Source organism: Clostridium gasigenes, from assembly GCF_017348895.1.
Lineage (GTDB): Bacteria > Bacillota > Clostridia > Clostridiales > Clostridiaceae > Clostridium > Clostridium gasigenes.
Genome location: NZ_CP071376.1, coordinates 1,762,306 through 1,784,831, shown reverse-complemented (window position 1 = coordinate 1,784,831; position 22,526 = coordinate 1,762,306). Strand labels below are relative to the sequence as shown.

General features: G+C 28.5%; 26 protein-coding genes. 3 read left to right on the top strand and 23 right to left on the bottom strand.

All coding sequences use genetic code 11. The features are described 5' to 3' along the window. Window positions 1-10: 10 nt before the first annotated feature. A complete protein-coding gene (locus J1C67_RS08550; RefSeq protein ID WP_167865865.1) occupies window positions 11-907 on the bottom strand; it encodes a carbohydrate ABC transporter permease in 897 nt (298 codons plus the stop codon). 13 nt (window positions 908-920) lie between these two features. Continuing rightward, window positions 921-1,814 (bottom strand): carbohydrate ABC transporter permease, encoded by an 894-nt coding sequence (locus tag J1C67_RS08545; protein ID WP_167865866.1) that lies wholly within the window; start codon window positions 1,812-1,814, stop codon window positions 921-923. Between the two features lie 190 nt (window positions 1,815-2,004). Here J1C67_RS08545 and J1C67_RS08540 point away from each other — a divergent pair, with 190 nt between their 5' ends. Then, a complete protein-coding gene (locus tag J1C67_RS08540) occupies window positions 2,005-2,856 on the top strand; it encodes an AraC family transcriptional regulator (protein WP_167865867.1) in 852 nt (283 codons plus the stop codon). Between the two features lie 69 nt (window positions 2,857-2,925). On the opposite strand, the gene J1C67_RS08535 is transcribed toward J1C67_RS08540, so the two are convergent. From J1C67_RS08535 to uraA, 12 genes are all read right to left on the bottom strand, one after another. Next, window positions 2,926-3,486: a beta-class carbonic anhydrase gene (locus J1C67_RS08535; protein WP_167865868.1), complete on the bottom strand. Its 561-nt coding sequence runs from the start codon at window positions 3,484-3,486 to the stop codon at window positions 2,926-2,928. A gap of 134 nt (window positions 3,487-3,620) precedes the next feature. Further along, window positions 3,621-5,030: a glycoside hydrolase family 1 protein gene (locus J1C67_RS08530; RefSeq protein WP_167865869.1), complete on the bottom strand. Its 1,410-nt coding sequence runs from the start codon at window positions 5,028-5,030 to the stop codon at window positions 3,621-3,623. Between the two features lie 124 nt (window positions 5,031-5,154). Then, on the bottom strand, window positions 5,155-5,469 hold the full coding sequence (locus J1C67_RS08525) for a PTS sugar transporter subunit IIA (protein ID WP_089966908.1): 315 nt from the start codon (window positions 5,467-5,469) through the stop codon (window positions 5,155-5,157). 14 nt (window positions 5,470-5,483) lie between these two features. Next, the gene (locus J1C67_RS08520) at window positions 5,484-6,833 is read right to left on the bottom strand and encodes a PTS sugar transporter subunit IIC (RefSeq protein ID WP_167865870.1); all 1,350 of its coding nucleotides are present in this window, start codon (window positions 6,831-6,833) and stop codon (window positions 5,484-5,486) included. A gap of 28 nt (window positions 6,834-6,861) precedes the next feature. Then, a complete protein-coding gene (locus J1C67_RS08515) occupies window positions 6,862-7,161 on the bottom strand; it encodes a PTS sugar transporter subunit IIB (RefSeq protein ID WP_167865871.1) in 300 nt (99 codons plus the stop codon). Window positions 7,162-7,228: 67 nt separating this feature from the next. After that, window positions 7,229-8,668, bottom strand: a complete 1,440-nt coding sequence (locus J1C67_RS08510; RefSeq protein ID WP_167866087.1) for a glycoside hydrolase family 1 protein — start codon at window positions 8,666-8,668, stop codon at window positions 7,229-7,231. A 191-nt stretch (window positions 8,669-8,859) separates the two neighbouring features. After that, a complete protein-coding gene (locus J1C67_RS08505) occupies window positions 8,860-9,591 on the bottom strand; it encodes a MurR/RpiR family transcriptional regulator (protein ID WP_167865872.1) in 732 nt (243 codons plus the stop codon). A 95-nt stretch (window positions 9,592-9,686) separates the two neighbouring features. Then, window positions 9,687-10,583: an ROK family protein gene (locus tag J1C67_RS08500; protein ID WP_167865873.1), complete on the bottom strand. Its 897-nt coding sequence runs from the start codon at window positions 10,581-10,583 to the stop codon at window positions 9,687-9,689. A gap of 277 nt (window positions 10,584-10,860) precedes the next feature. Beyond that, window positions 10,861-11,589 (bottom strand): amino acid ABC transporter ATP-binding protein, encoded by a 729-nt coding sequence (locus J1C67_RS08495; RefSeq protein WP_089966920.1) that lies wholly within the window; start codon window positions 11,587-11,589, stop codon window positions 10,861-10,863. After that, window positions 11,586-12,236 (bottom strand): amino acid ABC transporter permease, encoded by a 651-nt coding sequence (locus tag J1C67_RS08490; protein ID WP_167865874.1) that lies wholly within the window; start codon window positions 12,234-12,236, stop codon window positions 11,586-11,588. The genes J1C67_RS08495 and J1C67_RS08490 overlap by 4 nt, the downstream gene beginning before the upstream one ends. Window positions 12,237-12,310: 74 nt before the next feature. Continuing rightward, complete coding sequence (locus tag J1C67_RS08485; protein ID WP_167865875.1) at window positions 12,311-13,075, bottom strand: transporter substrate-binding domain-containing protein; 765 nt, start codon at window positions 13,073-13,075, stop codon at window positions 12,311-12,313. A gap of 227 nt (window positions 13,076-13,302) precedes the next feature. Next, window positions 13,303-14,598 (bottom strand): uracil permease, encoded by a 1,296-nt coding sequence (gene uraA / locus J1C67_RS08480; protein ID WP_167865876.1) that lies wholly within the window; start codon window positions 14,596-14,598, stop codon window positions 13,303-13,305. 401 nt (window positions 14,599-14,999) lie between these two features. On the opposite strand from uraA, the gene J1C67_RS08475 reads away from it, so the two are divergent. Together J1C67_RS08475 and J1C67_RS08470 are read left to right on the top strand one after the other, a co-directional pair. After that, window positions 15,000-15,488: a DUF2975 domain-containing protein gene (locus tag J1C67_RS08475; RefSeq protein ID WP_167865877.1), complete on the top strand. Its 489-nt coding sequence runs from the start codon at window positions 15,000-15,002 to the stop codon at window positions 15,486-15,488. 14 nt (window positions 15,489-15,502) lie between these two features. Beyond that, entirely contained in the window at window positions 15,503-15,727 is a 225-nt protein-coding gene (locus tag J1C67_RS08470; protein WP_089966931.1) for a helix-turn-helix domain-containing protein, read from the top strand. Window positions 15,728-15,832: 105 nt separating this feature from the next. On the opposite strand, the gene J1C67_RS08465 is transcribed toward J1C67_RS08470, so the two are convergent. From J1C67_RS08465 to J1C67_RS08425, 9 genes are all read right to left on the bottom strand, one after another. Beyond that, on the bottom strand, window positions 15,833-16,306 hold the full coding sequence (locus J1C67_RS08465; RefSeq protein WP_167865878.1) for a glutathione peroxidase: 474 nt from the start codon (window positions 16,304-16,306) through the stop codon (window positions 15,833-15,835). Between the two features lie 119 nt (window positions 16,307-16,425). Continuing rightward, on the bottom strand, window positions 16,426-16,857 hold the full coding sequence (locus tag J1C67_RS08460; RefSeq protein WP_167865879.1) for a MarR family winged helix-turn-helix transcriptional regulator: 432 nt from the start codon (window positions 16,855-16,857) through the stop codon (window positions 16,426-16,428). A gap of 169 nt (window positions 16,858-17,026) precedes the next feature. Then, window positions 17,027-17,656 carry an HAD family hydrolase gene (locus J1C67_RS08455; RefSeq protein ID WP_167865880.1) on the bottom strand — a complete coding sequence of 210 codons (630 nt, stop codon included), beginning with the start codon at window positions 17,654-17,656 and terminating at the stop codon, window positions 17,027-17,029. A 304-nt stretch (window positions 17,657-17,960) separates the two neighbouring features. Next, complete coding sequence (locus tag J1C67_RS08450) at window positions 17,961-18,122, bottom strand: rubredoxin (protein ID WP_089966940.1); 162 nt, start codon at window positions 18,120-18,122, stop codon at window positions 17,961-17,963. Between the two features lie 99 nt (window positions 18,123-18,221). Next, complete coding sequence (locus J1C67_RS08445; RefSeq protein ID WP_167865881.1) at window positions 18,222-18,596, bottom strand: hypothetical protein; 375 nt, start codon at window positions 18,594-18,596, stop codon at window positions 18,222-18,224. 364 nt (window positions 18,597-18,960) lie between these two features. Next, window positions 18,961-19,818: a DegV family protein gene (locus J1C67_RS08440; RefSeq protein ID WP_167865882.1), complete on the bottom strand. Its 858-nt coding sequence runs from the start codon at window positions 19,816-19,818 to the stop codon at window positions 18,961-18,963. Window positions 19,819-19,988: 170 nt separating this feature from the next. Then, a complete protein-coding gene (locus J1C67_RS08435) occupies window positions 19,989-21,092 on the bottom strand; it encodes a sensor histidine kinase (protein ID WP_167865883.1) in 1,104 nt (367 codons plus the stop codon). Then, entirely contained in the window at window positions 21,082-21,774 is a 693-nt protein-coding gene (locus J1C67_RS08430; RefSeq protein ID WP_167865884.1) for a response regulator transcription factor, read from the bottom strand. Before J1C67_RS08430 ends, J1C67_RS08435 begins: the two co-directional genes overlap by 11 nt. A gap of 19 nt (window positions 21,775-21,793) precedes the next feature. Further along, window positions 21,794-22,504 (bottom strand): M15 family metallopeptidase, encoded by a 711-nt coding sequence (locus tag J1C67_RS08425; protein WP_167865885.1) that lies wholly within the window; start codon window positions 22,502-22,504, stop codon window positions 21,794-21,796. Window positions 22,505-22,526 lie beyond the last annotated feature (22 nt).

Genomic DNA, 22,526 nt, shown 5'->3' with positions numbered 1-22,526 from the left:
GTATCCTCCATCACTCTTTAATTCCCCCTGCTGTCATTCCTTCTGTTAATTTCTTTTGAACCAAAATGTAAAGCACTATTGTTGGTATCATAACTATTACTAAACCTGCATAAAGTGCACCGTAATCTGTTGCTGTTTTTTGCACTTGCATTAAATTTATTAATCCTAACGGTAATGTTTTTCCACCATTCGGTAACAATGTTAATGCAATTATATATTCATTCCAAAAAGCTAAGAAATTAAATAGTATTACGGTTATAATACTTGGCTTTGCCATTGGAATTATTACATGTGTTAATGTTTTTAAATAACTGCACCCATCTATTTGTGCTGCTTCTTCATATGCTTTTGGTAATGATTTTAAATAACTTGATAATAGATATATTGTAAATGGTAGAGCTGTGGCTGCATAAATTATTGCAACTACTATTCTGCTATCTAAAAACAAAGTCATACCTATTGGTATTGCAAAAATCTCTTTTACCAACTTTTCACCATCTATTACTAATAAAAAAATTGGTACTACGATATAATTAACATTTATAAATAATCCTGCTGAAAATATCATATTTAATATTTTTTTACTCTTAAACTCAAATCTTGATAATACATAAGATGCTGGTATAGCTACTACTAATAAAATAACTAAAGCTAGTCCCGTTACAATTAATGAGTTTATAAAATATGTTCCCATCTGTGCATCAATAAATGCTTTTTTGAAGTTTTCAAGATAAAATCCTGCTGGCAATGCCCAGGGATCACCATAAAATTCAGATTTTTGTTTGAATGCGGCTAAAATAGACCATCCTAAAGGAACTAATATACTTAATGCAAAAAGTGTTAAACATAAATACACGAAAAACTTAAATAATTTATCTGTTGAAATATTCTTTAATGTCTTTTTCATATTAATTCCTCCTTTAAAATTGTATTACATCTCTTTTAGTTATCTTGTTAATTACTAAAGATAATCCAAATGAGAATAGGAATATTATTACACCTATTGCCATCCCATATCCATAAGCTGAATTTGAGTATGCTTGTTTATACATATAGCTTAAGAATACTTCCGATGAACCATCTGGACCTCCGGAAGTCATTACCTTTACAAATAGAAAGCTCAAATTTATTGTACTTATAATGAAAAATGTTAATGTAGTTCTTATTACATTCCATATTAATGGAATTGTTATTTGAAAAAATTGTTTAACCTTTGATGCCCCATCTAACTCTGCTGACTCATAAAGACTCTCTGGAATGCTACACATACTCGCCATATACATTACCATATAATATCCAACAGCTTGCCATACCATTGCAAAAGTTATACACCATATAACTACTTTTTGATCTCCTAGCCACATTTTTTTTAATGAATCTAAATTTAAAAAATCTAGGGATGCATTTAATATACCCTGGTTAGGATCTAATATTGCCGAGAATATTGCTGATATAACAACTACTGAAAGTATGTTAGGTAAATAAAATACTACTCTAAATAAATTTTTAAATTTAATATCTTCTCTTGATAATATAGCTGCTGATATTATTGCTAATGCCATTGTAATTATTGTTACTACTACTAATAACAATAATGTATTTTGAAAAGATTTTATAAAATTCTTATCTTGAAATAATATTTTAAAATTATCTAACCCTACAAACTTCTTATTATTTGTTAATCCGCCCCATTTAAATAGAGACATCCAAAATACATTTATAGTTGGTATAACCATAAAAACTACGAATAATATTAATGCTGGTATAACTGAACACCCAATAAAAATATTTTTAGATGAGCTTTTCTTTTTCATTGCCCCCACTCCTTTTTAAGAATTGAACTATACATAAATTGTACATTTGTGTAATCTTTTACACAACAACATTATTGCTAATAATTGTAGTAATATTGCTATTAATAACAATATACTACAATAATAAATTATGTTATAATATTAGGAAGTAAAACCTTTTATTGTTAAAAAAAAGGGGTGGTTTAATAATATGAGTAACACACGATATTTAATAGATTATAAAAACATGCTGAATGTTAATTATGAGCTATTATATATTTCTAAATCAAAATTCGAAAACGATTGGCATAGCACTGCTCATTTCCATCCATTCACAGAAATATTCTTTATAACTAGCGGTAGAGGAAGCTTTCATCTTGACGCTAAAATTGTAAACGTTTCTGAAGGTGACTTAATTATTATAAATCCAAATTGTCTCCATACTGAAAAATCCACTTTTTTTAAGGAGCCATTAGAGTATATTGTTCTTGGAGTTGATAATTTATTACTTTCATTTAGTGAAACAAAAATATTAATACAAGATAATGATAGCGTTAAATTATATACAATTCTAAATTATGCTGATAAAAATATCATATTACAATATTTGAATCCTTTAATTTATGAGATAACAACTAAAGAATATAATTATGATATAGCTTGTAAAAGCCTCTTAATATTGCTAATAATAACAATATTAAGAGGAATTAAGAATAACATTATTATTCAAGATGAACCTCAAAAAAAGCTTAATTTAGAATGTATGAAAATAAAAAATTATATTGATTCTCACTACTCCGAAGATATTACATTAGATTTTCTTGCTGGTCTTACTTACATTAATAAGTTTCACCTAGTACATAGTTTTACAAAACAAGTTGGCTTATCCCCAATTAACTATGTAATAAATAGACGTATTGAAGAATCTAAAAACCTTCTAAAAACTACTAATTACTCTGTTAGAGATATTACAACAATAGTTGGTTTTTCAAATTCATCATATTTTAGTCAGACCTTTAAAAAAATGACCGGCGAATCTCCAAGGAGTTATAGACTAAAATGATAAAAACAAGGTAAGTAATACATTTATATTACTTACCTTGTTTTTTATATTTTTTGAAGATTCTTTATCTTAATTATAACCATCAATAATCACTTCAAGTTTACCAGTTCTAGGATCTATTGTAAGCCCATGAATAGATATTCCTTTTGGCATTAATGGATGTTTTTTTATTAAATTAACACTATCTTTTATAGATTCTTCTACAGAATCAAAGCCATGAAGCCATTTTTTAACATCAATTCCACCGTTTAAAAGTGTATCTATAGACTCCTGTGGTATTCCTCTATCAATTGCTTTTTTCAATAAATTATCAGTATCTAAATTGCACATTCCACAACCGTGATGGCCAACAACCAAAATCTCATCTGCATTAAACTCATAAATTGCAACAATAATACTTCTAATTATACTCCCAAAAGGATGCATAACCGTGGCCCCTGCATTTTTTACAATTTTAGCATCACCATTTTTAAGGTTTAAGGCTTTTGGCAGAAGATCTGTAAGTCTAGTATCCATACAAGATAAAATAACTATCTTTTTTTTTGGATCCTTTGATGTAGCATACTGTTCATATTCTTTATTTTCTACAAACCTATTATTAAACTCTAATATTTCATTTAATTTACTCATAAAGACGCCTCCACTTTTATGACTTTATCCTTATTTTACAATAAATCAGTTTGCTTTCCTATACTTTTAATATAAATATAATATTTGCTTTGATGTATAATACTTTACTTACATATCTTCTGCCATTTTTTATTCTAGAATCCGTTATTTTCGCTTACTTTAGCAATCCAATGACCACTCTTTTTAATTGATCTCTTTAACCCATTTTCTCTATCCACATATAAGAATCCATATTTATTTTTAAATGCATTTGACATTGACCAGTTATCCATTAATGACCACATATGATATCCACAAATATTTGAACCGGATTCTTGTGCCTCCCATAACCAATTTAAATGTCCTTTTACAAATTCAATTCTTGCATCATCATTTATATATCCATTTTCATCTGTATCTTCTTGATCTCCATTATGTCTTCCTATACCATTTTCTGATATATAAACTGGTATGTTACTGTACTCATCCTTTAATAGCATTAATAAATCATAAACTCCCTTAGGATATATTTCCCAGCCCCTATCTTTATTAAATAATCTTTCCGGTAATTCATAATGATCAAAGAAATATTCTGGATTATTTACTTCTCCCTCACTTAAAATATCCTTTGATTTAACTCTTCTAGGGAAATAATAATTAAACCCTAAAAAGTCTATAGTATTTTCTTTTATTATTGTTAATTCTTCTTCTGTATAAAACTCCGATAATAAATTATGAGTTTTAAGTAACTTTAATAATTCTTTATTAAATGTCCCCTTTACCATTGGATCTAAAAAACTATTTGTAAAGAATAGCTCACATATTTTAGCTGCCTTAACATCTTCTACATCATTTTCATCCCTAGGATAAACTGGTGACATGCTTAAAATAGCCCCTATAGTACTATCTTTGCTTAAAACTCCTCTTTCTCTAAGTTCTCTGAACTTCTTAACCGCTTTAGCATTAGATAAAATTGTATAATATGTAGCTTTTATGCCTCTTCTAAAATCATTTATTTTGGGATAATGGAACCCATATAAATAACAACCTTCTATAGGTACTATTGGTTCATTATGAGTAAACCATTTTTTAACTCTATCTCCAAATAATTTAAATGCTATTCCAGCATACTCAACAAAATAATTAACTACTTCAAGTGATTCCCACCCACCCTTCTCTTGCATTATCCAAGGCATATCAAAATGGAATAAACATATAAAAGGTTCTATTCCATTTGCTAATAATTCATCTATTACGCCATTGTAAAACTCTACAGCTTTTTCATTTAATACTCCATCCCCATTGGGTATTAACCTAGACCATGCAATAGAAAATCTAAATGAATTGTGATTTAATTCTTTCATTAATTTTATATCATCTTTATACATATGATAAAAATCTACCGCTATGCCATTACCTTCGCCTCCAAAAAATCTTTCTGGCTCATCTTTAAACCATACATCAAATGTGCTATCTGCTTTTCCATCATCACTATGAGTTCCTTCTGTTTGTAGTGCTGATATTGCTGTTCCCCAATAAAATCCTTCTTTAAACTTATGTTTCATATTCACTATCTCCTTTATATATCTTCTGTATCATAGGCTACATATCCTACTCTATTATTTTATTTAAAGTGTTTAAAAATAGGTAACTTAAAATAAATTATATATTTTAAGTTACCTATTAAAATTATGACTTCTTTAAGTCCTTATACATTTCTATCATTTCTTCAGCTAGACTTTTAATAATTTCTGCACTCATCATCTGATCTTCTGCATGCATTAATATTAATGAAAACTCTGTTTTTTCGCCTGCCGCTTCTTTTTGTATTAATGAAGCATGTGCATGATGTCCCCTAGTAATATATTCTAATGACTCGGCTAGTTTCCCTTCTGCTTCCTCATACTTACCACTTCTAACATCTCTTAATGCTTCAATAGTTAATGATTTAGCCATTCCTACGTTGCTTATAATTTCAAATGCTATTAATTCCATTCCTTCCATTTTCACCACTCCTACTAGCTAATTTGTTCTTTTTCTCTTTTCAATTCCATTTCTTTTTGCGTAGCTTTACTTGACGCTATTACAAATGGTGCATATATACATACACTAACTACAAGACATACTATACCTACTAATAATGCCATAAAGTTTCCACCACTTCCTAAGAAAGGTATTAACGGACCTGGTGTTGTCCAAGGCACACCATATGCTATTGGTGGAATTATTTCGAGAATTACAATTGCTGTATATCCAATTAAAATATTTACTATAGGTGTTATTATAAATGGAATTATATAAATTGGATTTAATACTATAGGTAATCCAAATATAATTGATTCATTAATATTAAATAAACCTGGAGCAAATGAAAGTTTTGCTATACTTCTCTGATCTTGAGCTTTACTAAATATAAATATTGCAATTATTAAACCTAGTGTACATCCTGACCCTCCATAATTGGCGAAAGCATCATTTAAACCACCCCAAGTTACTGGGAATGGAGCTCCCCATGCACTACCATTTGACGCAACGTATGCAAGATTTGCATTACCAGCTTCTGCAAACATAGTATCACGAACTGCTGCTATAGTGTTTGGTCCATGTATTCCCATAATCCAAAGTAATTGAGATACAAGCGCGAATCCAATTACGGATCCTACATTTTTACCTAATGACGTTAATGGTTTTTGAACTACGTTATAAACTAATTCATGCAACCCACCTGGCGCAACTTTTTGAATTATAAAGTTAAGTATTGAAAATGAAATAGTTATTATAATTATTGGTAATAATACTTTGAAGGTTCTTGCTACCGCTGGAGGTACTTGCTCTGGCATTTTAATTTCTAATTTATCAGATTTTGATAATATAGACATTAACTCACCGACAACTAATCCAACTATAATAGCTACAAATAACCCTTGAGCTCCCATATACTTTGTAACTAAATGGTTTGTACCTTCTACTGATACATAATTTGGGTAAATTATGAAGTAAACTGAAACTGCTGTTAACCCTGATAATAAATCATCAGCTTTTAATTGTTTTGCAAGGTTTCTAGCTATTAAGAATACTACTAAAATTGCTAATATATCTGTAGACCCTTTTAATACTGGACTGAAAATAGCTTGATAATCTGATAAATTAGGGAATATTTCACCTAATTTAAATATTTTTGCAACGAACCCATCCGGTGATAATAAAACGAAGTTTAGTAATATCATTAATGATCCTGCCATAGTTAATGGGAATGTTAATATAAACGCATCCCGTATTGCACAAATGTGTCTTTGTGCATTTAACTTTGATGCAATAGGTACTAGTATTTTTTCAATTCCAGCTTGGAACTTATCCATAATATTCATTGTAGAATCCCCTCCCTCTAATAATTTATTAAATCTTACTTAGTGTGCTTTCTAAAATAGCCTTACCATTCATAGTTCCATATAATCTCATATCCATTACCTCTACAGGTATTCTTCCATCAACTAATTTATCTACTTGTGGTTTTTGGAAACGAACTTGAGGCCCTAAAAGAACTATATCAACTTCATCAATTACAGATGAACATTCTGATACAGGTAACGCCTCAATACCTACTTCTATACCCATTTCTTTTGCTGCTTGTTTCATTTTATTAACTAATAAACTTGTTGACATCCCCGCTGCACATACTAATAATATTTTTTTCATAATACCAACCCCTTAAAATTATTTTCTAATATTTAATACCTAAATTTAGACTATTTAAAATTAATATTTATAACTTTTCTCCATTACTGTTTATAACCTCTTTATACCAGTAAAAACTTTTCTTCTTTATTCTCTTTAACTCTTTAATATCATCTTCTTCTCTATCTACATATACAAATCCATAACGCTTTTGGTATCCATTTAACCAACTTAATAAATCTGTAAATGACCAGGTACAATATCCAAGAAGTTCTACTCCATCTGTTACCGCTTCTTTACAAGCTTGTATATGATCTCTTAAGTAGTCTATCCTATACTCATCATTTACCACTTCACCATCTTCTAAAGTATCAAATTCACCTAGCCCATTCTCTGTAATTAATATAGGTAATCCATATCTACTTGTTATCCTTCTTAACCCAGTTCTTAATCCTATAGGATCTATTTCCCAATCCCAATTAGTTGCTTCTAAGTTAGGATTCTTAACACTTTTATAAACTCCTGGAATACCACTATCTTTTGATGTACCCTTTTTTCCAATAGTGTTCATACTATTGGATACGCCTACACCATTTAATTCATTCATTTGTACAGTCGCTGTTCTGTAGTAATTTATACCTATAAAATCAGGCTTTCCCTTTTCTAATAATTCAAGATCACCATCTTCAATTACTGGAGCTACCCCTAATCTCTCATAGTATTTTAATGCAAATGATGGGTATGTACCCTTACAGTAAACATCCAGCCACCAGTTGCAATTTATATCTTCTGCATTTTCTGCCGCTAAGATATCTTCTGGTTTGCAACTATATGAATATGTTGGTCCATAAGCAAAACTAGGTCCTACCATTCCATTTGGCACATAAGTTCTAAATGATTGAATTGCCTTTGCATTTGCAAGGCTTGCTATATGATTTGCTTGTAACATTCTTTTATTATCCTTAATGCCTGGAGGATGTAGTCCTGTCATATAACCTAATCCTATAAATACATTTTGCTCGTTTAATGTAACCCAATGTTTAACCTTATGTCCAAATCGCTTATAAAGTGTTACACAATAATCATTAAAATCTTCTATTATCTCTCTTGATTCCCAACCACCATATAAATCTTGTAGATGTTGCGGTAAATCCCAATGATATATTGTTATTATTGGTTCTATATTATTTTCTATTAACTCATCTATTAAGTTATTATAAAATTTTAAACCTTCTTCATTTACTTCGCCTCTACCTTTCGGATAAATACGACTCCATGAAATTGAAAATCTATAAGCCTTTAATCCCATCTCTGCCATTAATGCTACATCTTCTTTATATTTATTATAATTATCTACTGCTATATCTCCATTTGTATCTTTATAAGTTGTGCCAGGTTCCTTAGTATATATATCCCATACACTTGGACCTTTTCCATCCTTATCCCATGCCCCTTCAACTTGATAAGCTGCTGATGCTGATCCCCATAAGAAATCACATCTAAATTTATCTAAGCTTTCATATATCATTTCTTCATCTCCTCTTTGTGTCATGATATTATTATACATATAATATTAGCTTTGTAATCAGTTTCACGACCTTAAAAAACATGTTACTCACTTAATAATTTGATACATAAAAGTACCATCGTGTTTTTTTATATAACAAATAAATGCCTATACCTTAAAGTCAATAATAGACTCAAAGCATAGGCATTTAACTATTCAATTCTATATTCGTTATATAATTTTTTTCCTATTCTCTCTATCATATACAATACAGGTAACTGAGTTGTTATATCACTATACCCAACTTTAACTTGTTGTACATAATATGATAAATTTAAATCTGACATTTTAGATATACTACAGTTCTCACTATTAGTTATACTTACAATTGAGCAGCCTTCTCTTTTTAGCCTAACTATATTATCAATTGTAGTTGGTGTTTCTCCCGATACAGATAAAGCTATTATTAGACAATTATCATAGTGTTTAAAATTCGTTGGGTAAAACGGATCATCAATATGAACTGTAAACTTACCAATTGAAGAAAAATATCTAGCAGCATATTTACATAATATTCCCGAAGAACCTATTCCAATAAATATAATATTACTTGCCACTTTAACTAAATCACATAATTCATCTAACCTTTTATCTAAATCACTATTTTCTATTGTCTTCAAAAAGTTAATTATTTCTGAAGTATCATCACTTATCTTTTCAATATTTTCTTCTTCTATATACATTTTAAATTTAACTTTAAATTCAGAAAACCCTTCACACTTTAATTTTTTACAAAACCTTAAAATAGTAGTAGTAGATACATGTGCCTCATCTGCAAGTTCTCTTATTCTCATATACATTACTTTTTTACTATTCTTCATTATATAGTCATATACAGATAACTCTAAATGATTTAAACTTTGTATAATCTCATAATTAAACATCTATTCACCTCAATATAATATTTATAATAAAACTCCTCTATGTTTTCAAGCACTATTTATAATCTATCTCCATTGTAATATAAATAAATATTTAGTTATTGTCTATAAGTATTTATTATAGCTCCTAATATATTTGAATCATTATTATACTTGCATCTATCTATTTTAGTAGTTATAATATCTACGTTAAAAAAATTTATACAGGTCTTATTATATTTTTCTCTTACCATATCTATAAACCAATCCTCCTCTGATATTCCTCCACCTATACATATAATTTCCGGATTATAAAAAACAGTTATAGTTATTAACTGAATTATTATATTATTTATCCATTCCTCAACTGAAATTTCTGCTATTTCATTTCCCTCTAAATATCTTTTACATACATCATTCCCATATTTAACCTCTTCTCCTTTATTTACTTTACCATTATATATTTCTATTAATGCTGTTATTGATGCATAATCCCCTAGCCTATCTATTTGTCCACTTTTTAAATTTATAAATGGTAGATTATGAAATTCACCAGCAAAAGCATCTTGTCCAAATATAACTCCAGTCTCATTACATACACACCCTCCAGTTCCAGTTCCTAAAATTAAGAAGGCTGACGATTTACTACCTTTCGCATTTCCTATTTTCAATTCACATAACCCCGCTGATTTAGCATCATTTATAGCCGAAACCGTTTTCTTTGTTCTGTTTGTTATTTCTTCACTTATATTTGTACCATACATAATACAAACACTAGGTGCCGCATAAGATTTAACATTAGACTTTTCATCAATAAGTCCTGGTGCACTTATTCCTATTAGTTCTATCTCATCTATCATTTTTATATTTAAGCATATATAATCATATAGTTCATCCTTACAATCAAACTTTACTGTTTCTACTTTCCACTTCTCCTTAATATTATATTCTTTATCTACTAATGCATATTTAATAAAAGTTCCACCGATATCAATTCCTAAATTATATTTTCCCATGATAATTCTCCTTAATACTAATTATAGTTTCTTAATAAATTCAAGCCGTTATTTTATAGTATCTTAGTAAAATTCATTTATATATTTTCACAATATCACATTCAGTAAATATTTACAGGGTTTATATTCTTTTAGTAACAAATTATGATAATTCGTAATTTGTTTTTTTTAGATAGCAAGTTGTTTTTCATTCCTAACCTTATATATATAATAATATTATTTTGATAACTATTTCAAATCATTATAAAAAGGAGCTGTTTAAAACAACTCCTTTTTACTAATTTATTACTTTATTTAAAAATTCAATACATCTTTCATTTTTAGCATTTGTAAAAATCTCTTTTGGAGTTGAATCTTCTAATATATATCCACCATCCATAAATATTACTCTATCTGAAACTTCTCTTGCAAATCCCATTTCATGAGTTACAACTATCATAGTCATACCTTCTTTTGCTAAATCCTTCATTACATTAAGAACTTCTCCAACCATTTCTGGATCTAATGCAGATGTAGGTTCATCAAAAAGCATAACTTTAGGGTTCATAGCTAAGGCTCTAGCTATAGCAACTCTTTGCTTTTGTCCACCAGATAAGTTATTCGGATATTCATTTTTTTTCTCTTCTAATCCTACCCTTTTTAATAGCTCTATTGCCTGTTTTTCTGCTTCATCTTTGCCTATTTTTTTTATTAATTTAGGCGCCATAGCAATATTCTCTATAACAGATAAATGAGGGAATAAATTAAAGCTTTGGAACACCATCCCAATATCTTCTCTAAGCTTATTAATGTTAGCTTTTTTTTCAAGAATATTATGTTCTAAAACTACAACTTCTCCTGAAGTAACTTCTTCTAATGCATTTAAACATCTTAGTAGTGTACTTTTCCCTGATCCCGATGGTCCTATAATACAAACTACTTCGCCTTCTGCTACTTCTAAACTGATATCCTTAAGCACTTCTAGTTGGCCATAATGCTTTCTTAAATTATCTACCTTTATTATCATGATACCAATCTCCTTTCAACTCTCTTTGAAATTAGTGTCAATATTGTAATAATAACAAAATACATTATTGCTACAAGTCCATAAACCTCAAAAGCTTTATAGGTTGTCCCAACTATTATTTGTCCACTTTGCATTAATTCTTTTATACCAATAACTGATAATATAGATGTATCTTTAATTGCAATTATGAATTGGTTCATAATTGATGGAATCATAATTTTAACTGCTTGTGGAAGTACTACCTTTATCATAGCTCTTGAGTTACTTAACCCTAAACTTCTTGCAGCTTCCATCTGTCCCTTATCTACAGCATCAATCCCTGATCTAAATATTTCCGAAAGATATGCTGCAGCATTAAATCCAAGTACTAATATACCTGCTAAAACAGGGTCAAATCTTGCTCCTAAAGCCTGTGCAACTCCAAAATATATGAAGACAGCTTGTATCATAAGTGGTGTACCTCTAACTATATAGATATATACAGTAGATATTCCTCTTAATATTTTTGATTTTGATATACTCATTAATCCTAAAATAAGACCCACTATTGTTGCAATAATTAGTGCAACAATAGCGATTTTTATAGTTACTCCAAGTCCCGATATCAAGCTTGGTAAATTTCTTTTAAGTAGTTCCATAAACTCCATCATTATCCCCCTCATCAATACTAACTTTAAAATTTTAATTTTAGTATTTTCATTTGTGTCTTAATATGTTTTATCTATTTTATATACTTAGATAATATTTCGTCATACTTTCCATTTTCTTTTATAGTTTTTAATCCAGCTTGGAATTTTGTCATTAACTCAGTATTTTTTCCTTTATTAACTGCAAAACCATAATTTGAAGTAGTTACTTTATCTCCAACAATTTTTAATTCATTATTAGCATCAACCTTAACTTTATATGCTATTACTGGATAATCATCTAGTAAGAAATCTGAGTTTCTGCCTTGTACCTCTAAGAATATTGATGGTGAATCTTCAAAATGTTTTACTTTTAAATTATAATTTTTTTCATTATCTAAAGCCCACTTCTCTCCTGCAGTTCCCTTTTTAACAGCAACTGTTTTACCATTTAAATCTTCTACTCCATTTATTTCAGTGTTATCACCTTTAATAACCATTGATAAACCAGATTCAAAATATGGTTCTGAGAAATCTAATGATTCTTTTCTTTCATCAGTTATACCCATACCAGCTATTGCTGCATCTATTTGATTTGATTTGATTGCTGGAATTATTGCACCAAAATCCATAGGTTTTAATTCATATTCAAAACCAGCTGCTTTTGCTACTTCTGCTAAAATATCTACATCAATCCCTTTATAATTTCCATTTTCTTCAAACGAGAATGGTGCAAATTTAGAATCTGTTGCTATCAAATACTTAGTACCTTCACTTGAATCTTTTGCCCCACATCCAACTAGTAATGTTCCTAGAGTAACTATAGCCATAGCCATTTTTAATAATTTTGTTTTTTTCATAATAAAGTCCCCCTTTTTATCTGCTTTCAAATGAAAGGCCTTTCCTTTAAGTCTGATTATTAGTCGCTTATAACTATCTAATCCCTTATAGAATCTGCAATTTCACTAAAAAAAAGCAAAGACGTCCTAAGTATTTTATACTTAAGAAACGCCTTTGCTTCTGTTATATATTACTTTCATTATACACTACTTATATATATATATCAATTTTTTTGTCGAAATTTATTTTATTCTTCTTCATTCATTATTCCTAGTTTATCAAAAATCATAAATGATATACCTAATACCATTGCTACTACTGTCGCAAGTCCCATTCCCTTTAACTCTACGAATCCTATATTTATCCTTATTCCACTTAAGCCTACTATAAATATTACAGATGTAAGAATTAAATTTCTTGATTTTGCAAAGTCAACTTTTTCTTCAATAAAAGTTCTTAACCCTGAAGTTGCTATAGTACCAAATAATAAGAAACTTACTCCACCTATTACCGGTGTTGGTATTGTAGTTATTATAGCTGATAACTTCCCTGAGAAACCTAATACTATTGATAGTAGTCCTGCTCCACAAATTACATATACACTATATACTTTTGTTAAAGCCATAACTCCTATGTTTTCACCATAAGTAGTTGTTGGTACTGAACCAAACATACCTGATATCATAGTTGAAAGTCCATCTGCTAATAAAGATTTATGAAGACCTGGATCTTTAGACAAATCTCTTCCTATTATGCTACTTGTTACCTTTAAATGACCTACATGCTCTACTATAACTACAAATGTAGCTGGTAATATAGTTAATATTACTGTAGCATCAAATTTTGCCATTTTTATATTAGGAACTGTGAAGAAGCTAGCATTACTTATAGCTGAAAAATCCACTAACCCCATAAAATATGCTGTTATGTATCCAACAATAATACCTATAAGTATTGGTATTACTTTTAAAAATCCTTTAAGTAATATATTACTTAATATTACGCTAACTAGAGTTACCATAGAAACAATTACCCAAGTTGTATTTAATGTAGGTGAATTACTACCCCCTACCGGAAACCCTGCCATATCTGCGGCTGTTCCTGCAAGTTCTAAACCTATTATACATACTATTGTACCCATTGCTGCCGGTGGAAATAATTTATTTATCCAACCCATACCGGTGTATCCAACTATAATTGCAACTGTTGCAAACACAGCTCCCGATGCTACAAAGCCACCTTGTATAGTTTGAAAGCTATAACCTTGACTTGTAAGCAAGAATACTGGTGCAAGAAATGCAAAGCTTGATCCTAAATATGCTGGTATTTTCCTTTTTGTAATAAAGGCATACAACAATGTACCTATTCCATTAAAAAACAGAACGGTAGTTGGATCTATTTTAAATAGAATTGGAACTAATACCGATGCTCCAAACATAGCAAATAAATGCTGAATACTTAAAGGAATCGCCCTACTAAGAGCCACCTTATCATTTACATCCACCATTTGAATTTCTTTTTTTGTATTTTTTATGTTTTTCATATTACGTCCCCCTTCTTAGTCTCTCGGACTAAATTAAAAGTATATTTTTTAAAATATACCATCAATTTATATATAGTTCAATCTTTTTCTTTATAATAACTTACTTTATTTTATCCAATTTCGTATTTTATATTTAACTTCATTTCTTAACAGCTTATTTAACACGATTTTTAAAAGCTTAAATTCCTCTTTAGGCGCTCCAATTTTACAATATATTTGTTTTAATTATAATTTTCGCCATTTCCTAATAGTTATTCCTTCCAAAGCACTAACATCACTATACTTTCTTAATCCTAAATAATAATTTTATATTGTTTAAGTTTTTTTATTTATTTACAAACGATAAACTTTCTTGTATTATTATTGTATTGATGAAAAATAAATGAATTGAGGTTGAGAAAATGAAAAATAATTTTAGTCAAAAATCTTTAAATGCCATTGTAAATTTAGGAATATGTATTACATTTATCCTACTTTTAGCAACTCCACTTATTACTACAGCGTTTTTTAAAAGTCAGTTTTCGCTGTTAGAGAGTAACTTGGTAATAAATGTTGTAGTTTGTATTTATTTATTTTCTATTCCCTATGTTATAGCTTTATTTCAACTAAAAAAACTTTGTATCTTAATCAAGAAAAACCATCCTTTTTCTATGGATAGTATTAAATCCTTAAAGGTTATTTCTATTTGTTCTTTTAGTGAAATTATTATTTTTACTGGATGTATAACATACTTAAAACATTCAGTAGATTTTTTCAAGTATGCTATTATTGGAGGTCCTATTATTATAGTTACTTTTATTTCACTAATTATAGGATTTTTATTTCTAGTACTATGTCAATTATTTGAAATAGTTATAAAAATTAAAGACGAAAATGATAAAACTATCTAGAAAGGAATACTAATATGAGAATTATAGTAAATATAGATGTAATGATGGCCAGAAGGAAGATTAACTCTACCCAACTATCAGAAAAAATGGGTATAACTATGGCTAATCTTTCTATTCTTAAAAATAACAAAGCAAAAGCAATTCGTTTTTCCACATTGGAATTATTATGTGAAATTTTAGATTGTCAGCCTGGTGATATTTTAGAATACGCAGCTGAAGATGATGAACGATTAAAATAATAAACATAATATTTTCTTTTTAATTCACATTAAATTTACAAAATCTAAAAAAACCGTATCACTTATTTGTGATACGGTTTATCGTTATCTTTAAACTCCTAGATTTTAAAGTAATTTTTCAATATCAGTTTTTATTTTTAATGGTGATATTGTTGGTGCATATCTCTTAATTACATTTCCCTCTGAATCTATTAGAAATTTAGTAAAATTCCATTTTATTTTCTTACTTAAAAATGCTTTTGCTTCACCTTTTAAATATTTATATAAATCATGTGTATTTTCCCCATTCACATCTATTTTTTCAAACATAGTAAAAGAGACTCCATAATTTAACAGACAAAAATTTTGTATTTCTTCATTACTTCCTGAATCTTGATTTGCAAATTGATTACAAGGAAATCCTAAAATTTCAAACCCTCTATCTTTATATTCTTTATAAACTTCTTCAAGATCTTTAAACTGTGGTGTTAATCCACATTTACTTGCTGTGTTTACTACTAGTATAACTTTACCCTTATATTCCTCCATCTTTGTTACTTTTCCATCCATTGTCTTTGCTGAAAAATCATAAAAATTCATATTATTTACTTCCTTTCTATTTTTTTAATTTTGCAAAATTTAATTTTGTTCAACTGTTTTATTTAAAAATATTAAATAAAATTTATCTTTATAAAACTTTATTTAATACACATTCTATTCTATTTCATTCTATTTAACAGTTCATCTACAGCTATTTTTATTTTTTTTATTTCACCTTCAGTTGCACCAACTTTACAGTATATTTGATGCGGAACTTCCACTATTTCATCTTTTAACAATCTTGCTTTTTGTGTTAATTCAACAATTACAGATCTATCATCTTTCACATCTCTATATCTTTTTATTAATTCCATACCTTCTAACTTTTTTAATACTGGGGTAAGTGTTCCTGAATCCAAATGAAGCTTTTGCCCAATTTGTTTAAAAGTTATTTTTTCTTCTTCCCACAATACTAGCATTGCTACATATTGCGTATATGTAAGATTATATTTATCAAGTAGTGGTTTATACAATTTTATTATCTCTCTTGATGCAGCATATAATGAAAAACATAGCTGATTATCCAATTTAATATTTTCATATCTATCCATAATTACCTCGCTAAATTTAATTTTACAAAATTTAATTTTATACAACCATTATTGACTTGATTATATATTTTATTATTTTTATTGTCAACCTTAAATATTACTCACCTTCAAAGAATATATCTTACCTTAACTTTTTCAACTCATTTTGTTCTCCTTCTATATTATTCGTTTATAACCCTAATACCTTTAAAAGGTCCATGGGATCATTTAAATTATAGTCTGCTTCTATACCCGATAAATCTGATGATCCCCATAATGCTAATGCAAAATCCATACCAGCGGCTTTTGACGACTTATAATCTACAACTGTATCTCCCACATACATTGAATCTTCTGGTTTTATACCTAGTAACTTAACCGCCTTTAGTAAGGGCTCTGGATGAGGCTTGTGATTTTCTGTATCCTCTGCTAAAACCACACTTTTCATATATTTTTGTAATCCTGTTGGGAAAAAATCTATTTCATATTGATTTTTCATTTTTGAGCTAGCTATTCCACATATAATTCCCTCTGCATCTATATCTTCCATAACCTTATTAAAACCTTCATACAGCGTTGCACCTTCTTCAAATTCACCTACATACTTCACCCATTTTGTATAAGATTTTTCTATATCCTTAAACCCTATTAATTCTAATGTTTTCTTACCTGCATATGCTCTATATTTTAAAAGACTTTCATATGTTACATCTTGTCCTAATTCCTCTTTAACTAATCTTTGTAAAGGTATCATATTCATTTTTTCTGTATCTAACATTGTTCCATCTAAATCAAATATTATACATTTATACTTCTTCATCGTACATTCCCCCTAGACCTTTATAAAAAACTTTCAAAAGCTTATTGTATATGTTACCACTACAGCCTAAATAATTCAATAATAAAAGAACTGCATCAATTATTTCTGATACGGTTCATTTTTCCATATGCCATTCACTTAACTATTTAAAACCCATTTCTCCTTAAGACTATTGAGTTATCTAAGTTAAACGTAAGTTTGCCACCTAAAATAAATGCAAAAAAGATGACTCCTGTAAATACAGAAATCATCTTTTAAATTCATTAATTTCAAATGCATTTATTTAAGTAAAGTTTAAAAATTTTTACTCTACTTCTGAAAATAAATCCTTTCCGACTCCGCAAAGTGGACATAACCAATCTTCAGGCACATTATCCCAACTAGTTCCTGATGGAACCCCATTTTCTTCATCTCCTATTGATGGATCATATATATATCCACATACATCACATACATAACTTTTCATAATTTGTTCTCCTTTCATAATTTTATTATATAATTATACTATTCCATTAATAATTTAACTATCTTTTTAATAAATTACCTTCTAATTCAAGTAAATATTTTAATAAACTAATACTAAATCTATAATAATATTTGTATGATAAATAAAACCTTTATTATCAAAAGGCTTACACGACCTTATTAACCCTTGAATATTTACACATAAATCATTTATGAACTGACTTAAATATACCTTACTATTAGTGTAACCTACAATACCATTATCATCCTTAAAATTCTCCTTAATAGGCATAATTATATTATATATATCACTAAGACGCTTAATTGTAATCTCAATAATTTCCTCTTTTATAGGTAAATTCAAAATGATAAGTTCTCTTAACTCTTCTGTTATTTCTCTTAAATTATAGACCTGATCTCCCAAATCTACAGAATCTTTTTTTCCTAAAATCTTCAAAACCAAAGTTCTATCCATATTTACCCTCCCTACCTATTAAATATCTCTGAAATTAATTAAATATTTTCAACTTATATATATCTTTATTTTTTATAACTTATAACTAAATCTAAGGCATGTCTAATGTTTTTATTATATTCCCCAAAAGTAACTTTTCCAATTTATTTCTTTAATTTTATATTTTGTTATTATATGTATTATTCCAATTATAAATAAAATAACTTATTAAACCACTAAGTTCACTTTTCTCATCTTCTAATAACTGAAATAACTATGATTACTCTATAATAAAGTGATCATAGTTATTTCAAATTTAACAAACCCCATGTATTATTTTATACCACACGGTTTTCCTTCATTATGTTTATTTTTTTAATTTTGATTATCTCATATTTTTTTCTGTATAATAGGCAACAGCAATTGTACCAGGCCCAACATGAGTTCCAATTACTGGTCCTATTGAACATATTCCAATTTTAATTTTCAGTTTTTCTTCTAATGTCTTTATAAGTTCTAGAGCCTCATCATAGGCATTAATATGATGTACAGTAATTTCTCCTACTCCATATTGTTCAATATCATTAAACATTTTATCAGTCATGGTAGCTACTGCTTTTTTCTTTGTTCTAACCTTTGTTAAAATTGTTGTTACTCCATCTTCTACTGTTAAGATAGGAATAATCTTCAAAAGATTACCAATCAGAGCACTTGCACTACCTATTCTTCCACCTTTTTTAAGATATTTAAGCGTATCTGGAACAAATAGAAATCTACTTCTTTTTATATTATCTTCGGCTATTTCTTTAACTTGATTTAAATTTTTACCTTCTAATGCCGCTCTTGCCGCTACAATTACTGAAAAACCAAGTTGCATACAATTTGAAGTGGAATCTACTATTTCTATTTTAGCATTTTTATATGATTCTAAAATTAGTTCTTTTACCATATGTGCTGTAGAATATGTACCACTCATATGTGATGATATAAATATACAAAGAATAGAATCTCCATTTTGCACCACCTTCTCCATTTCATCGTATAGTTCCTGTACCGAAGGTTGAGAAGAAGTTGGAATACCCTTTTCCTCCATCATTTTATAAAAAACTTTATTATCTATATCTCTTTCTTTAAAACTCTCATTTCCAAATATTACATTTAAAGAAATTACTTTTATATCTAATTGACTCTCAATATTCTTTTCTATATAACTAGTACTATCTGTTAAAATTCTTACTGCCATTATATAATCTCCTCTCTTTTCATAAGCCGTATATCCCGTAATTCTGTTCTGTTTTCATTATAACACAAGCCAATGATACTTTTAATCATTGACTTATTTACGATACGGTTATCTATATGATTATACAATATGCCAACCCCATTATATTCTGCAATATATCTATAACATATTTATTTAATGGGTAATCTAACTTCAAATATAGTTTTATCATTATCACTATAAGCTGATATCATTCCTTGATGTAGATCTATAATATTTTTCGTTATAGCTAGCCCCAAGCCCGATCCACCTATATTGCTATTTCTTGATTTTTCCACTCTATATAATCTATCAAATATATACGGTAAATCTATTGATGATATTGATTGACCATAATTTATAATTTGAACTACTGCCATATTCTCTTCAATTTTTGTTACTACATCAACATAATAACCATCCTGTCCATACTTAATTGCATTAGATAGTAAATTTTCAAATGCTCTAACTAATTTCCCTGTATCTGCATTTACTATTAGCTTATCATCCGAAAATTTAACTCTTGATTGCATCTTTGCACTATTAAATTGATATTCAAAATAGGCAACTACTTGACCTAATAATTCTACTAAATTAATATCGACTTTATCTAATTTAATAGTGTTATTTTGCATTTTAGTAAGCTCAAATAAATCATTTATAAGTAAATTTAAATTTTTCGATTTTTCATATGCGATATTCGCATAATATCTAAGTGAAACTTCATCTTTATATTGATCAGTATCAATAATTTCTAAATATCCCATTATTGAAGTTAATGGAGTTCTTAAATCATGAGAAACGTTAGTTATTAAGTCACTTTTAGTTTGTTGTGCCCTTCTTTCTTCTACTGTTATATCTTTAAGTTGCTTTGATATATTATTTATATTTTTAGCTAAATTTTTAATATCACCTTTTGACTTAACTTCTATTAATCTATCTAAGTCACCATTAGCCATTATTTCAGTTTCATCTATAATAGCTACTAAACTCTTAGTTTTTCTATATGTTATAAGTAAATAAAACACTGAAAATAACAATACTCCAATAATTACGTAAATAGAGTCTCCAAATATTCCATACTTAATAAGCCTCCAGAATTGCCAAATATAATTAACAAGTTGAATAGTAGTATATCTATATAAATAAACTAACATTTCCTTACTTATAACTAATGTTATATATGTTAATAATACAGCTCTTGCTATATCTGCTAATGATGCTAACCAATATTTATATAATCTTTTATTTTTCAATTTTATAACCAACTCCCCACACAGTGTGAATTACCTTATTCCCTTCCATATGTTGTTCTATCTTCTCCCTAATTCTACTCATATGTACCATAACTGTATTATTAGATTGATAATATTTCTCTTTCCACACCTTTTTAAAAATTTCTTCTGCACTAAAAACTCTCCCTCTATTTGTAGCTAATGTATATAAAATTTCAAATTCTCTTGCTGTTAAGGCTACTTCATTACCATCTACTGTTACCTTGTGCTTTCTCTTATCTATAACCATTGACTCAATCCTTATTATGTCATCTGAAACTTGCATTCTAGTATTTAAAAAATATGTTCTTCTAAATAATGCTCTTATTCTAACTGTAAGTTCTAAATTATTAAAAGGCTTACATACATAATCGTCCGCCCCAGTCATAATTCCTTGTATCTTATCCATATCCTCAGTTTTTGCACTTAGCATAAGAATTGGTATGTTATACTTTTCTCGTATTCTTGTGCAAGCTTCTAACCCATCCATACCTGGCATCATTATATCTAAAACTATTAAATTAATTTCTTCCCTATCTAATATTTCTAGTGCCTCTTCTCCACAACTTGCCTTAAAAACACTATACCCTTCATTTCTAAGATTTATTTCTAGCAAATCTCTTATTTCTTTTTCATCATCTACTACAAGAATATTATTGTTCATTTGGATCTCCCTTATATAATTATTTTCCTAAATACTCCTCTAATGTAATTCCATTATCATAAATATACTTAGCAGCTTTTCCGCCAACATATCTAATATGCCATGGTTCATATTCTATATCTGTTATACTTTTCTTTCCCTCAGGATATCTTATAATAAACCCAAATCTATAAGCATTTTCTCCAAGCCAATCTGCTTCCTTTGTTCCTTTCATAAAATATCTATCTTCATTAGTAATATCCATACATAATCCTGTTTGATGTTCACTAAACCCAGGTTTAGCTACATATGCATCTGCAAGTTCTCTTCCTTCTGATTTAACCCTATTACTATAAGTATTTTTTTGTGATTTATATGATCTATAAGCTGAGTTTCCAAGTAATATTATCCCTTCTTCTTTAGCTGTATTTACCAATGTTTCTAAGGGTTTTACAATAACTCCTGCTACGTGCTTTTCTTCATTATCCGTTCCATCTGCAAATGGTATATTTGGTATATTTAAAGCTTCTGGTCTATAATCTTTGTTTAAGCCATATTTTCTATTTACTAATACTAGTTCTGTACTTACATCAATATTTTTTCCCTGTACTAACTTATCTTTATCATTTACATCAACGTTACTTTCTTTACTGTTTATACCTTCTAATTTTACATCTATGTAATCTATCATATACCAAAACACACAAATTATCATAACAACGCCTAAAATCTTTTTAAATCCACTTTTCATATTCTCTAATCCCCTTCCAATA

Bases quoted from the DNA above. Each gene is read 5' to 3' on its own strand.
- J1C67_RS08495 (WP_089966920.1), bottom strand. From the start codon at position 11,589: ATGATAATAAAGGTAGATAATTTAAGAAAGCATTATGGCCAACTAGAA.
- uraA (WP_167865876.1), bottom strand. From the start codon at position 14,598: ATGAAAAACATAAAAAATACAAAAAAAGAAATTCAAATGGTGGATGTA.
- J1C67_RS08470 (WP_089966931.1), top strand. From the start codon at position 15,503: ATGAGAATTATAGTAAATATAGATGTAATGATGGCCAGAAGGAAGATT.
- J1C67_RS08530 (WP_167865869.1), bottom strand. From the start codon at position 5,030: ATGAAACATAAGTTTAAAGAAGGATTTTATTGGGGAACAGCAATATCA.
- J1C67_RS08460 (WP_167865879.1), bottom strand. From the start codon at position 16,857: ATGGATAGATATGAAAATATTAAATTGGATAATCAGCTATGTTTTTCA.
- J1C67_RS08545 (WP_167865866.1), bottom strand. From the start codon at position 1,814: ATGAAAAAGAAAAGCTCATCTAAAAATATTTTTATTGGGTGTTCAGTT.
- J1C67_RS08550 (WP_167865865.1), bottom strand. From the start codon at position 907: ATGAAAAAGACATTAAAGAATATTTCAACAGATAAATTATTTAAGTTT.
- J1C67_RS08540 (WP_167865867.1), top strand. From the start codon at position 2,005: ATGAGTAACACACGATATTTAATAGATTATAAAAACATGCTGAATGTT.
- J1C67_RS08505 (WP_167865872.1), bottom strand. From the start codon at position 9,591: ATGTTTAATTATGAGATTATACAAAGTTTAAATCATTTAGAGTTATCT.
- J1C67_RS08510 (WP_167866087.1), bottom strand. From the start codon at position 8,668: ATGATATATGAAAGCTTAGATAAATTTAGATGTGATTTCTTATGGGGA.
- J1C67_RS08525 (WP_089966908.1), bottom strand. From the start codon at position 5,469: ATGGAAGGAATGGAATTAATAGCATTTGAAATTATAAGCAACGTAGGA.
- J1C67_RS08440 (WP_167865882.1), bottom strand. From the start codon at position 19,818: ATGGCAGTAAGAATTTTAACAGATAGTACTAGTTATATAGAAAAGAAT.
- J1C67_RS08430 (WP_167865884.1), bottom strand. From the start codon at position 21,774: ATGAACAATAATATTCTTGTAGTAGATGATGAAAAAGAAATAAGAGAT.
- J1C67_RS08500 (WP_167865873.1), bottom strand. From the start codon at position 10,583: ATGGGAAAATATAATTTAGGAATTGATATCGGTGGAACTTTTATTAAA.
- J1C67_RS08450 (WP_089966940.1), bottom strand. From the start codon at position 18,122: ATGAAAAGTTATGTATGTGATGTATGTGGATATATATATGATCCATCA.
- J1C67_RS08455 (WP_167865880.1), bottom strand. From the start codon at position 17,656: ATGAAGAAGTATAAATGTATAATATTTGATTTAGATGGAACAATGTTA.
- J1C67_RS08535 (WP_167865868.1), bottom strand. From the start codon at position 3,486: ATGAGTAAATTAAATGAAATATTAGAGTTTAATAATAGGTTTGTAGAA.
- J1C67_RS08465 (WP_167865878.1), bottom strand. From the start codon at position 16,306: ATGAATTTTTATGATTTTTCAGCAAAGACAATGGATGGAAAAGTAACA.
- J1C67_RS08445 (WP_167865881.1), bottom strand. From the start codon at position 18,596: ATGGATAGAACTTTGGTTTTGAAGATTTTAGGAAAAAAAGATTCTGTA.
- J1C67_RS08485 (WP_167865875.1), bottom strand. From the start codon at position 13,075: ATGAAAAAAACAAAATTATTAAAAATGGCTATGGCTATAGTTACTCTA.
- J1C67_RS08515 (WP_167865871.1), bottom strand. From the start codon at position 7,161: ATGAAAAAAATATTATTAGTATGTGCAGCGGGGATGTCAACAAGTTTA.
- J1C67_RS08490 (WP_167865874.1), bottom strand. From the start codon at position 12,236: ATGGAGTTTATGGAACTACTTAAAAGAAATTTACCAAGCTTGATATCG.
- J1C67_RS08475 (WP_167865877.1), top strand. From the start codon at position 15,000: ATGAAAAATAATTTTAGTCAAAAATCTTTAAATGCCATTGTAAATTTA.
- J1C67_RS08520 (WP_167865870.1), bottom strand. From the start codon at position 6,833: ATGAATATTATGGATAAGTTCCAAGCTGGAATTGAAAAAATACTAGTA.
- J1C67_RS08425 (WP_167865885.1), bottom strand. From the start codon at position 22,504: ATGAAAAGTGGATTTAAAAAGATTTTAGGCGTTGTTATGATAATTTGT.